General features: G+C 61.0%; 10 protein-coding genes and 1 tRNA gene. 5 read left to right on the top strand and 6 right to left on the bottom strand.

Features of this window, described 5'->3' with window-relative positions:
• Positions 1 to 172: 172 nt before the first annotated feature.
• A complete protein-coding gene (locus ACV4UY_RS11690; RefSeq protein ID WP_491607768.1) occupies positions 173 to 1,498 on the top strand; it encodes a M16 family metallopeptidase in 1,326 nt (441 codons plus the stop codon).
• 298 nt (positions 1,499 to 1,796) lie between these two features.
• Here the strand turns inward: ACV4UY_RS11690 and asnB are convergent, their stop codons facing one another.
• The 3 genes from asnB to ACV4UY_RS11705 form a co-directional block, all read right to left on the bottom strand.
• Complete coding sequence (gene asnB / locus ACV4UY_RS11695) at positions 1,797 to 3,683, bottom strand: asparagine synthase (glutamine-hydrolyzing) (protein ID WP_491607769.1); 1,887 nt, start codon at positions 3,681 to 3,683, stop codon at positions 1,797 to 1,799.
• 39 nt (positions 3,684 to 3,722) lie between these two features.
• Positions 3,723 to 4,187 carry a tRNA (cytidine(34)-2'-O)-methyltransferase gene (locus tag ACV4UY_RS11700; RefSeq protein ID WP_491607770.1) on the bottom strand — a complete coding sequence of 155 codons (465 nt, stop codon included), beginning with the start codon at positions 4,185 to 4,187 and terminating at the stop codon, positions 3,723 to 3,725.
• A 126-nt stretch (positions 4,188 to 4,313) separates the two neighbouring features.
• Positions 4,314 to 4,389, bottom strand: a tRNA-Asn gene (locus ACV4UY_RS11705).
• Positions 4,390 to 4,598: 209 nt separating this feature from the next.
• Here ACV4UY_RS11705 and ACV4UY_RS11710 point away from each other — a divergent pair.
• Both ACV4UY_RS11710 and ACV4UY_RS11715 read left to right on the top strand, forming a co-directional pair.
• Entirely contained in the window at positions 4,599 to 4,829 is a 231-nt protein-coding gene (locus ACV4UY_RS11710; protein ID WP_491607771.1) for a hypothetical protein, read from the top strand.
• Positions 4,830 to 5,172: 343 nt separating this feature from the next.
• Positions 5,173 to 6,369: an NnrS family protein gene (locus tag ACV4UY_RS11715; RefSeq protein WP_491607772.1), complete on the top strand. Its 1,197-nt coding sequence runs from the start codon at positions 5,173 to 5,175 to the stop codon at positions 6,367 to 6,369.
• Positions 6,370 to 6,659: 290 nt separating this feature from the next.
• Here ACV4UY_RS11715 and ACV4UY_RS11720 read toward each other — a convergent pair whose 3' ends face one another.
• From ACV4UY_RS11720 to ACV4UY_RS11730, 3 genes are all read right to left on the bottom strand, one after another.
• On the bottom strand, positions 6,660 to 7,574 hold the full coding sequence (locus tag ACV4UY_RS11720; RefSeq protein ID WP_491607773.1) for an NUDIX hydrolase: 915 nt from the start codon (positions 7,572 to 7,574) through the stop codon (positions 6,660 to 6,662).
• Positions 7,567 to 8,796: a L,D-transpeptidase Cds6 family protein gene (locus tag ACV4UY_RS11725; protein WP_491607774.1), complete on the bottom strand. Its 1,230-nt coding sequence runs from the start codon at positions 8,794 to 8,796 to the stop codon at positions 7,567 to 7,569. The genes ACV4UY_RS11720 and ACV4UY_RS11725 overlap by 8 nt, the downstream gene beginning before the upstream one ends.
• A 338-nt stretch (positions 8,797 to 9,134) precedes the next feature.
• Positions 9,135 to 9,920 carry an MlaA family lipoprotein gene (locus ACV4UY_RS11730; protein ID WP_491607775.1) on the bottom strand — a complete coding sequence of 262 codons (786 nt, stop codon included), beginning with the start codon at positions 9,918 to 9,920 and terminating at the stop codon, positions 9,135 to 9,137.
• 177 nt (positions 9,921 to 10,097) lie between these two features.
• Between ACV4UY_RS11730 and ACV4UY_RS11735 the strand changes: the two genes are divergently transcribed.
• Both ACV4UY_RS11735 and ACV4UY_RS11740 read left to right on the top strand, forming a co-directional pair.
• Complete coding sequence (locus ACV4UY_RS11735) at positions 10,098 to 10,868, top strand: MlaE family ABC transporter permease (RefSeq protein ID WP_420906339.1); 771 nt, start codon at positions 10,098 to 10,100, stop codon at positions 10,866 to 10,868.
• Between the two features lie 15 nt (positions 10,869 to 10,883).
• On the top strand, positions 10,884 to 11,921 hold the full coding sequence (locus ACV4UY_RS11740) for an ABC transporter ATP-binding protein (RefSeq protein WP_491607776.1): 1,038 nt from the start codon (positions 10,884 to 10,886) through the stop codon (positions 11,919 to 11,921).
• Positions 11,922 to 11,928 lie beyond the last annotated feature (7 nt).

An 11,928-nucleotide genomic window follows, 5' to 3' on the forward strand; every position in this document is an offset into this window, starting at 1 on the left:
AGGGCGTTGCCCTTGGATCCCACCAAGGGCGTTGCCCTTGGATCCCACCAAGGGCCACTGGCCCCTGGACCCCAGCAGTTATTCCGGGAACTGAATCGTCATGAACTACCCGTCGATACGATACGCATCCCAAACCTGATCAAACGCTTGCAACGCATGGAGAACACGGCGCATGCCCGCCAACCCAACCGTCACACCGTCCATCCCGGATCCGCATCATGAACTTTTTCGTCTGAACAACGGCTTGACGGTCGGGGTGTTTCCCATGCCGTGGCTGCACGAAGTGGGTGCCACCCTGATGGTGCGCGCCGGAAGCCGCTTCGAAGAGCCGGATCAGGCCGGCATCGCCCATTTTCTGGAACATATGCTTTTCAAGGGTTCCGAATCGATCCCAGATCCGACCCGCTTTCACGCTCACCTGGAGTCCATGGCCGCGGACATGAACGCCGCCACGGGCCAGGAGACCAACGCCTACTGGATCACCCTGCCCGCCGAGTGGCTGCAAGAGGGGTTTCACGCCTTTTGCGACATGTTCACCCGCCCGGCGCTCTCGGAGATCGAAACCGAACGACGGGTGATCCTGGAGGAGATGCGCGAGGACGAAAACGATCAAGGGGAGCTGGTGGTCTCCTCGATCCTGGCCAGCCAGGCTTTCTGGCCCGGCCATCCCCTGGCCCGCTCGGTGCTCGGCACCCGCGAGACCGTGGGACGCATCCAGCTGCCGGCACTGCGCGACTATCTGGCGCGTCACTATCGGGCCGGCAACATGGCCCTGGCCTTCTGCGGCCCCATCGAACCGCGTCAGGCCCTGGAACTGGCCGAGGCCACGCTGGGGACCATCCCCCCGGGTGGCGACACGACGACCGTTCCACCACGGGTGATCTCCTCCGGTCCCCACTGGGTGGCGGTGGACGATCAGGGATCGCAATTCTCGTTGTCGCTGTTTTTCCGCACCGCCGGTTTCCGGGATCCCGGATATCACGCCACGGCGGCGTTGCGACGTCTCCTCGACGATGGCTTTTCCTCGCGCTTGCAGGCCGTGGTCCGGGAACGGCACGGCTTGGCCTATGATGTCTGGTCGGCCTACACCACCCATTCGGATGCCGGTTATCTGGAGGTGGGGGCCACGCTCTCCCCGGACCATCTGGAGGAGGGGTTCCAGGTGCTGTTCGAACAGTTGGGAACCCTGATGCAGGCCCCTCCGACCAGGGAAGAGTGGCAACGGTTGCTGGTGCGCTGGCGGGCCGCGCTGCTGGTGAACCTGGATCGGCCATCAGACCTGATCGAGCGCTATGTGGGGGATCTGCTGTTCGATGCCGCCGAGCCGTTGGAGGAGACCTGGCGGCATGCCAGTGCCCTGGATCCGGGGAGTCTGCCGGGGTTTGCCGGGGGGTTGTTGCATCCGGAGCGGTTGGGGGTGGTGTTGATCGGTCCCGAGGCAAAACGGACCTTGCCGAAATTGAAGGGGATTTTTTCCCGGATGAAGTGGCGGAAGTAGAAGAGCCGCTTCCGGGGACGGAAGAGTCGCTTCCGGTGGCCTGTTTGAGGCAAGGCGAAGGAGGGTCGTTTTGCCAGAACCGAAAAACGACCTTCCTTCCAAGGCTGCGCGCAAGCGATTTTCACAAAAGACGTGAAAATCGCTTTTTTTGAAGAGCGCGCCAAAGACTAAAGACAAAGGCAAAACCTCGGAGGCGCTGCCTCCGAACCTCTGCCGGGGACCTTCCGGTTCTCGTCCCCTGTGACAGTTGCCTCCGAACCTCCGCCGGGGACCTTCGGTTCTCGTCCCTTTGTGACAGTTACCTCCGCATCCGCGCCCGCCAATTGATGAATTGCAGAATCACCAACAACGCAAACCCCACATTCAACCGCCCGACCTGGTGCTCACGCCACATCTTCTCCACCTCGTCCCACCGCAACCACCCCAACGCCGCCTGCTGCGCCCACCGCAAATGCTGCTGAAAAATGTCGAACATCGGCCCAGACTTGCGAAACCAACCATCCACCGGCGGCAAAAATCCCGCCTTGGGCCGGTCGAGATGCCCCGCCGGCACCTGACCACGCAACATCTCCCGCATGATCCGCTTGCCGCGACCGTTGTGCCGCTTGGCCTCGTCCGGCAGCTGGAAACAGAACTCCACCAATGCCCGATCCAACAACGGCACCCGCACCTCCAAACCGGTGGCCATGCTCATGCGATCCACCTTGGCCAGAACACTCGGCAGAAAGTGATGCAGATCCGCATACTGACGTGCCGTCACCTCGGAACGCTCACCAGGCACACCCTCCATCAAGGCCACATACTCCCCGACCGGATCGACATCTTGTACCGCGCGGGCGAACTCCGGTTCGTAAAGACGCGCCTTGAGGGCATCCGGAAAGATGCGCCGGAACGCGGCATGATCACGCCGCGGACCCTCGGCCCCGGCCAACAACAACCGCTCGGCCACCAGACGCGGACTGTAACGCGCATCGTCTGCGGGCAGGAACCGGGTGAGAAACAATCCCATCGCTCGGGCTGGCGCGGGGATTTTGTGGATCCAGGGGGTGATCAGACCCGCCTTGTAGGTGTCGTATCCGGCCAACAACTCGTCGCCGCCATCCCCGGCCAGAATCACCGTCACCTCTCGACGCGCCAGACGCGCCAGCTGATGGGTCGGGAACAACGAAGCATCGGCGGCCAGCTCGCGCATCGTCCCCAACGTGGTCAGGATCTCCTCGTTGGACCAGACAAAGGTTTCGGAGCGCATCTCCATGCCCAGGGTCTGGGCAAAGTCATGGGCTGCGGGCCGTTCGTCGAAGCGGGGTTGGTCGAAACCCAGGGTAAAGGCGGTGGGATGCTGCCCGGCCTGCCGAACGGCCAAGGCCACGCTGGTCGAATCCAACCCACCGGAGAGAAACAGACCCAGCGGCGCGTCCGAAACCAACTGCCGGCGCACGGCGTGGCGTGCCAGCTCCGCGAACTCCTCCACCCGTTCCATGCCCCAGGGTCGGGTGACGGGTGGGCAGGGGAGTTGCCAATAACGGCTCAGATGCGCCCTGCCCGCTGAAAGGGTCAACCGGTGGCCGGGCGGCAACTGCGCCACCCCGCGCAGGCCGGAACCCGGCGCCGGAACATACTGATAGGTGAAATAACGGTCCAGGTCCGCGGGATCGATGTCGGGCAGGGGGATGATCGGACCGAACATCGCCAGGGGCTCGGAGGCAAAGGCCCAGGTCTGGCCACCGTTGTTCCAGTAAAAAAGCGGCTTGACCCCAAGATGATCGCGCACCAGCTCCAGGGTCTGCTCGTGGCGATCGTGGATGGCGAAGGCGAAGATCCCGTCGAGTTTTTCCAGACACGCCGCACCCCACTCCCGCCAGGCGGCCAGCAGCACTTCGGTGTCGGTGCGGGTGGCGAAGAGGTGGCCACGCTGCTCGAGGTCGGCGCGCAGGGCCTGGAAGTTGTAGATCTCCCCATTGAAGACCATCGAGAATCGACCGTCCGGAGAGACCATGGGCTGCCGTCCCGCCGGAGAGAGATCCAGCACCGCCAACCGGGTGTGACCCAGGAACAGGCCGGGCAGGGTGTATTCGCCATGACCGTCCGGACCACGATGGGCCAGGGCGGCCACCATGGCGGCACGCTGGGCCGCAGGCCAGACGGTCTTGGCGTGGGGGGAGAACAGACCGATGATGCCGCACATGCCAGGTGTCCAGTCAGGTGAGGGGGTTGATCTGAAAAATCAACGCATATCCGGAAATCCGTTCTGCCGCAACGCCTCGTAAAGCACCACCGCCACACTCTGTGCCAGATTGAGACTGCGTGTTTTCGGATGCATGGGAATCCGAAGCGCGTGTTCGGAAAATCGGGTCAGAATCCCCTCGGGCAAGCCGCTCCCCTCGGGACCGAACAGCAGCCAATCCTCCGGCCCGAACCGGACTTCGACATGGGAGCGGCGCGCCTTGGTGGTGGCCACACACAGACGCACCCCCTCCGGCAGGCCGGCCTCGAACGCGGACCAGTCGTCCCACCGCCGCACCATGGCCCATTCCCGGTAATCCATCCCGGCGCGGCGAATCCCGGCGGAATCCAGTCGAAACCCGAGCGGTCCGATCAGATGCAGCTCCGAACCGGTGGCCGCGCAGGTGCGCAACACCGCGCCGGCGTTCTGGGGGATTTCGGGTTGATAGAGGACCACGCGCAACATGACAAGCTCGGATACAAGGGCCGTTGCCGAGGACGGCAAAAGGAAGATTCAAATGGAACCCAAAAAAAGCACCCGGCAAACGAACCAAAAAAAAGCACCCGGCCCGAATGGACCGAGTGCTGATTTTGGCTCCCCGACCCGGACTCGAACCAGGGACAAGCTGGTTAACAGCCAGCTGCTCTACCGACTGAGCTATCGGGGAATAAGCGCGGGATCCTAATCGGAACCAAGGGAGATGTCAAGCACTATTTTTGGCTCCGGGTGACATGCAATTTCTGAGGAGGCTGTCCAGGATTATTGGCATGCAAGTTGCTTGATTTTTCAACGACGGCGGTGAACCTTCGACCCGTCCACGAAATGATTGGGCTCGACGATCAACTTTCTCCTGATGCTTTGATAAGGAGTTGCTACATGGACATTCTCTCCGCCGCCGGTTTCCTGATCCAACGCGCCGTGCAAACCGCCACGCAATTGCAACAACAAACCCGCGATAAAGAAGGGAAAACCGTTGTTACCCAGACCCGCGAAAAGACCGATCCCACCCTGGGTGATCCGGTCATCCCCCAGGTGCGTTCCGGCGCCTATCGCGTCACCCTCTCGGCGGCGGCCCAGCAGCGCCTGATGAATCCGATCGCCTCCTGAGCGCCTCGCCGATCGCTCCCCTCGCGTCCCAGCGAGGGGAGCGTCGCGTCCAAGCCGCACACCCTGGCCCCCGCGGCTCCAAGCCCAACCACGGCTCTCCACATCCAAAGAACGTCCACACTCCGGCGAACTTTGGCTCCCCAGGATTGTCCAACCGTGTCATTCCGTTGAAAAAAATCGTCCACGTCACGGTTGCGGGATCGTTGACTCCTCGTCTATTCTGACCGCGGGAACGGCGATGTTCCGTTTTTCCGTGACGGTCACGATTTTTGATCAGGGCGTGGATCGGGTCTGCTTCGGGATCCAACCCTGGAAAAATTTTCCTTGGAATGGAGAGTGCCCCTTGAAACTTTTGCCCCGTTCATCCGCTTCCGGCTGGCTTCGGATGCTTTTTGTCCAAGGGTTCCGCATCTTCTTCACCGTGGCCGCTCTTTGGTCCGTGGGTGCCATGGTTATGTGGCTGGCGATGCTCACCGGGATCCTCTCCCTCCCATCCCCGTGGTCCCCCGCGCATCTGCACGGTCATGAGCTGTTGTTCGGGTTTGTCGGCGCGGCGGCGGCGGGATTCCTGTTGACCGCCACCCCGGTTTGGTCCAAAACCCCGCCCATGACCGGGCTGCCTCTGATCACCCTGGCTTCCGCCTGGCTCCTGGCGCGGCTCGGGGTGGTGTTGGGCTGCTGCCTGCCGGCATGGATCCCGGCTTTGGCCGATGCTTTCTTCTATTTCGGCATGCTGCTTTTTCTCACCCCGACCATGTGGAACACCGGCAATCGGGTCCATCGCATCTTTCCGCCGATTCTGGCCTTGCTCGCCCTGGGTGACCTGCTGACCCATCTCGAGGCCTTGGGTTGGCATGGGGAGAGCGCCCGTATGGGGCTGATGCTCGGCATCAACGGGATCGTCTTCTTTTTGGCCATGACCGGTGGTCACATCATGCCGATGTTCACCCGTGACGCGTTGCGACAGCGTGGCGAGGAGCCGACCTTTGCCATTTCGGTGCCGTTGGAGATTGCCGGGGTCGTGACCTTGATCGGCGTGGTGGTGGCGGATCTGTTTTGGACCGTGCAGGCGGGGGTGGGGTGGATTTTTGTGGTTGCCGGGTTGGTGCAAGGGGTGCGTCTGAGTCGTTGGCATGGGTGGAAAACGGTCTCCACGCCTTTATTGTGGGTGCTGCATTTGGGCTATTTGTGGCTGGTGGTTGGTTTGGTTCTGCGTGGTGCGGCGCGGTTGGGTGTCGGACTGGATGAGTCCACCGCGTTGCATGCCTTGACCGTGGGTGCCATGGGACTTTTTACCCTCGGGATCATGGGGCGGGTGGCCTTGACGCATACCGGGCGGGTTCCCGAGGCTTCTGGATTGTTGACCACGGCGTTTCTGAGCATGACGGGTGCCGCGATTGCGCGCGTGGTGGTGCCGTTCTGGTGGCCCGAGGGGGCGGTGCTGCTGGCTGGGGGGTTGTGGATCGGGGCCTATTTGAGTTTCGTTCTGTTGATCGTGCCCATGTTGGTGACAGCGCGGCCTGATGGGCAGGCGGGGTAGAAACGTTTGCGGGGGCCGAAGGTTCCCGGCAGAGGTTCGGAGGCAGAGGTTCGGAGGCAGAGCCTACGAGGGTTTGTTTTTAGATTTTAGCCGATTCTATAAAATATTTTTCTTGTAGAGTTGATAAAATACAAAGTTGATAAGAAAGATAAAAGTAATTGTATGGCGCCATCAAAGTCACAAAGGAAAAGTCGTGGGGCGCTGCCCCACCCCCGCCGGGGGCGATCATCGCCCCCCGTGATGACTGGATCCGTCGGACCGCTCCTCCCGATCCCTCTTGGTCTCACCCGTCAAATCTGCGTCGTGCCCGGCGCGGACTTCTCCTTCTCCCCCTCCGGCTCCTTCCCCTTGTCCGACTTGCCGTCACCACCCGACTCCGGCAAAGCGGGTTTGATCTTCTCCAACTGCTCGGGCAACCGCTCCCGCATCTCCTTCAACTTCCGTTGCGTCTCCTCGAGCGCCTCGCCCGCCTTCTCCTTGAACGTCGGCATTTTCTCGTCGTAGGTCTGACGCCCAGCGTTGCCCAAAGCCCGCATGGCATCCATCAGATGCTCGCGCGCCTTCTCGAGATTCTCCTGAGCGGAAGGATTACCCGGCGGGGCAGGGACATCATCCGCCCAAACCGGCGTCGCGGTCACCATGCCACCCAATGCCAACGCCGCCAACATCCCGAGCGAACGACTCCAGATGCACCGCCCACGCTCCGGATCCGCGGAGGACTCCTCGGAGACCGAAGGCTGCCAGCCAATATGACGAATCTGATCACGCATTTGTGGATAGGCCAACCGCCCCTCCCGATCCAGTTGCCAAAACTGCTCCTCATCCACCCAAAGGGTCTCCAGGATCTCACGACTGACCGGTCCCGGGGAGCCGCTCCAACGATCGCAGGTGAAGATGAAACCCACGTTGGGTGGCTCGACGTGCAGCAACGGCACGGTCTCCCGATAGCGACACTGCCCCAGCTCCAGACCGATCTCCTCGAGCACCTCCCGCTTCAAGGCGGCCTCCAACCCCTCGCCCTGATCCACGAAGCCGCCCGGAAACGACAACTTCCCGGCACGATGATCCCGATAGGCCAACCTGGCCAACAGCAGTCGGGAGCGCTCCGCAGAATCCGCCGGATGCTCCAGGATCAACACATGCGCCGATACCGTGGCCCTGAGCCGGGATTGATGAAATCCGGCGGTTTCCGGATCCTCACTCATTGGCGGCATACTCGCGCACGATTTTCCATGCCTCTCCCTCCCGCTCCAGCGACAGGGTTTTCTTGACGCGATCCCGATAGTTCTTGGCCGTGTAGTTTTGCTGGAAGGTGGCCTGGGCACGCTGATCGGTCAGCATGGTGATTTGTAGATCCGACACATGAATGTGAATATCCCCGGCCTTGCCGATTACCTCGCGACGATTCTTCTCCCAGGCCTCGCGGCTCTTGAGGTTCTTGGTGACCGGCTGAAAGCGGGGAGAATAGGCGTCGATGTACTGATCGATCTTTTTGGCCGACCAGGCACCGGCCCAATCGAGCACAACCTGCTTCACCTCGTCAATCGATTTCGGATCTGCCATTTTGGCTGAATCGGGGACGGTTTTGCGTGGTCCGGCGCCCGCTCCCTCCTTGGCGGGGGACTCGTTCGTGACCGCATCGGTTCCGGCGGTGTTCCCCTTGGTGGAGGAGACCCCCTCGGCACCCCCATCCTTCTCCGCACCGGGCGCGGGATCCTGCTTGGCCGGGGTATCGGCCTGGGCGGTGACCAGAGGCTTGACCGGGGTCGCCTCGACCGGGGCCGTTGGTTTGACCGGGGTCGCCTCGACCGGGGCCGCTGGCTTGGGCGGCGGCGGATCGGCCTTGAGCGGCGAACCCTTGCCCGCGGCTTGCGCCTTGGCCTGGCCCGGCTTGGCTGGCTGTTGTTCGGCGGATTCGGTGAACAGGGTCTTGACCTTGTTGAGCTTGCCGGTGAGCGCGTTGTTGCCCGGATTGAGCTTCAAGGCCCGCGCATAGGCCTGGGAGGCCATCTTGGCGTGGATATCCCCGAGATTCTCATGCGCAGTGGCATAGTTGGGATGGGCCTTGACCGCCTGGTTCAACGCTTCCTGGGCCTTTTCGAACTGACCCTGCTCGGCAAACAGCACCGCCAGGTTGTTGTAAGGCTCCGGCAACTCCGGAAAGTCCTTGCTCAACTGCTGGAACACCGAGATCGCCTGATCCCGTTGCTTGGTTTCGGTAAGGATCAATCCTTTCAGAAAGCGTCCCTGCGCATCCTGGGGATGCTCGTTGAGGAATTGATTCAACCGTTTCAAGGCCGTGTCGAAATCCTTGCGGTCCGCGATCGCATAAATTTCATCCAGGGAATCAGCGGCGAATGCGGGGAAGGTCAGCAACAAACCGAAAACAAGGCCGAGGGCGCGAACGAACGGACGCGAACGGTTCATGAAGGCTACTCCAGTGAAATGGCGTGAATAATCTTGCATGATGGGGGAGAACTTCCTCACCCCCCGACCGTGGACCTTCCTTCGGGAGTTCCACGGTATAATGACGCTCACAGGGAGAAAAAGGGCTCCCAATGGGTTTCACGGTATCCGAATAGCGATCATTGTGCCAGAAAATCCAGCTTTGTTAAAGGTAAGTCGCGATAAGTCGGATCAGGTTGGACGTGGCATCACGGGAATTAGGGCAGGATTTCGAAAAGGATTGACAAGAATGATTCCAGGGACCGAAAAAGGGGGCTTGATCGGTCCCTGGTGGAATGGGGAGTCAAGATAAGTCGGGGTCAGCGTTTGATCTGATCGCGTCGCATTTGCAGATAGGCATCACGCAGGGCGATATAGGGATCGATGGCCGCCTTTTGCAGATCCTCGTATTCGCCGAGGTGCAGGGAGGTGTGGTTGATCATCTTGACCCCGTAGATCTCCAGACGGGTCCATTGGTTTTCCGGATAGTAGGTGAGCGGATTGATGAGCACGTCTCCGGCCATGCCGATCGAGTCGCGCAGGGTGGAAGGACCGATGATCGGCCATTCGATGTAGATGGCATCCCCCATCCCGAGATTGCCCAGGGCCTGACCGATATCCTCGTCGCTGCTCTTGAGATTGAAGTGGGTTTCGGCCACGTCGAAAAAGCCGAGTCCACCCAGGGTGGTGTTGATGAGGAAACGGGAGAGTTCCTGACCGGCGACATCGACCTTGCCTTGCAGCAGGGCGCTGACGAAATGTTTGGGCATGGCCAGATTGTGGAAGAAATTCCCCACCGCGACCCGTACCGGTTCGGGCAGGATGGCGGCATACAGCATGGCGATCGGCTTGAGCAGTCCGTGATAGAACAGATCGTTCAACGTATAGACGAAACGGTTCCACGGCTCCAGCGGATCGGAAACCGGGGGTGACTCCAACCGCGCGTCATCCAGGGGCGGAGTCTGGGTGGCATACTTGCTCGCGTCCTTGTCGATGGCCGCGACGACATTTTGGGGCTTGTTCGAGACGGCCTCATTGCCCGCCACGCCAAGGCTCGGCAAACAGAGAAATGCCAGGGCCATCCAGATCAGCAACAGTCTACGCATGGGTCTTGATCCTTGCTCGGGTTATTTTCTTTAATCGTCCTTCTTCCCTTGCCAATATCCGAGATGATGGGCGATAATCTTTGAGTTTGCAATGCATTTGATGCACGCCATGCCGGCAAAACAATCTGGAATCCCTTCTCCCACATGCATTTGGCTATTAATGGAACATGGAACGTCATGGTTGACCAGGTAAGACATGTCGGTTCCTTGACATTGGAGCTGGTCCGCGAATTGGGACGCATGTTCCTGTTCCTGTGGGAGGTGTTGCTGTCGTTCGTCATGCCGCCGTTCCGCTGGACCAACTTTTTGAAACAGGTCCATTTCATCGGCATCCGCTCGCTGTTCGTCATCGCCCTCACGGCGGTTTTCGCCGGCATGGTGCTCGCCCTGCAAGGCTACTACACCCTGGCCCGTTTCGGCTCCGAAGCCCTGCTGGGTCCGGCGGTGGCGCTCTCCATCATCCGCGAACTCGGCCCCGTGCTCTCCGGCCTGATGGTCACCGGACGCGCCGGCTCCGCCCTCACCGCCGAACTCGGCATCATGCGCATCCGCGAACAGATCGACGCCCTCGAGGTCATGGGCATCCAACCCCTGAAATACCTCGTCACCCCGCGCGTCGAGGCCGGAATCCTCGTCCTGCCGTTGTTGACCGTCCTGTTCGACGTGATCGGCATCTGGGGAGGGTATCTGATCGCCGTGCGCCTGCTGGGCATGAGCGCCGGCACCTTCTTTGGCGGCATCGAATCCTCCGTCGAAATGCACGACATCGTGACCGGCCTGATCAAATCGGTCAGCTTCGGACTTATCGTCACATGGATCTGTACCTATAAGGGTTATTTCACCCGGCGTGGCGCCGAGGGGGTCAGTCATGCCACCACCTCCGCCGTGGTGCTGAGTTCCGTGCTGATTCTGGTATGTGATTATTTCATCACTTCGGTTATGCTGTAGCGTAAGGAATCCGTCGTGTCGCATCCCGCTTCCCCGACCGACTCCGCTCCGCTTTCCGGATCCGACGGGATCCCCTTGTCCCTTGGTCGGCAGCTCGTGGCCAATGGCTGCGTCACCGCGCGGCAACTCGACCTGGCCCTGCAACGCCATCGCACCGGCGGTGAAAAGTCCCCTTCCGATGAACACCTGGTCGGTCGCACCCTGGTCGAGATGGGCTACATCACCCAGGCCAACCTCCTCGACTGCCTTTCCCGGCAGTTCGCCCGCGAGCGTGAGTCCTACCAGGTCGATACCGCCCTGGATCCGGTCATCACGCTCGAGGGGGTGGTCAAGATCCTCGATGGCCGGCGCGTGCTCGATGCCGTGGACCTGGCCATCCCGGCCAACCGCGTCACCGCCATCATCGGCATGAGCGGTGGCGGCAAGAGCGTGATCCTCAAGCATATGGTCGGTTTGATGAAACCCGATCAAGGGGTGGTCAAGGTGGGTGGCGTGCCGTTGGGCAAGCTTTCCAACCGTGAATTGAGTCGTGTGCGTGGGCGTTTCAGTCTGTTGTTCCAGGGGGGTGCGCTCTTCGACTCCTTGAATGTCCACGACAATGTGGCCTTTCCCTTGCGTGAGAAGACCCGTTTGTCGGAAAGCGTTATCCATGCCCGGGTCATGCGCTGCCTGGAGGAGGTCAATCTCGTCGGCATGGAGCGCAAGTTCCCGGACGAGTTGAGCGGTGGCATGATGAAACGGGCTGCCCTGGCGCGCGCCCTGGTGACCGACCCCGAGATCCTGCTGTTGGACGAGCCCACGGCGGGTCTTGATCCGATCATCGAGAACGCCATCCACTATCTGATCTGCGACACCTACATGCGCACCCGTTACACCATGGTGGTGATCAGTCACGCGGTGCCGGAAATTTTCAAGTGGTGTCATCATGTGATCGCCCTGCACAAGGGAAAGGTGTTGTATTCGGGGCCGTCCCGCGAGGTCGGGCAATCCCGTGATCCGGTGCTCAGGCAGTTCATTCACGGCGAGCTGGATGGTCCGATTCAGGTGATTTAGCCGGTTG

Source organism: Candidatus Magnetaquiglobus sp., assembly GCF_058402785.1.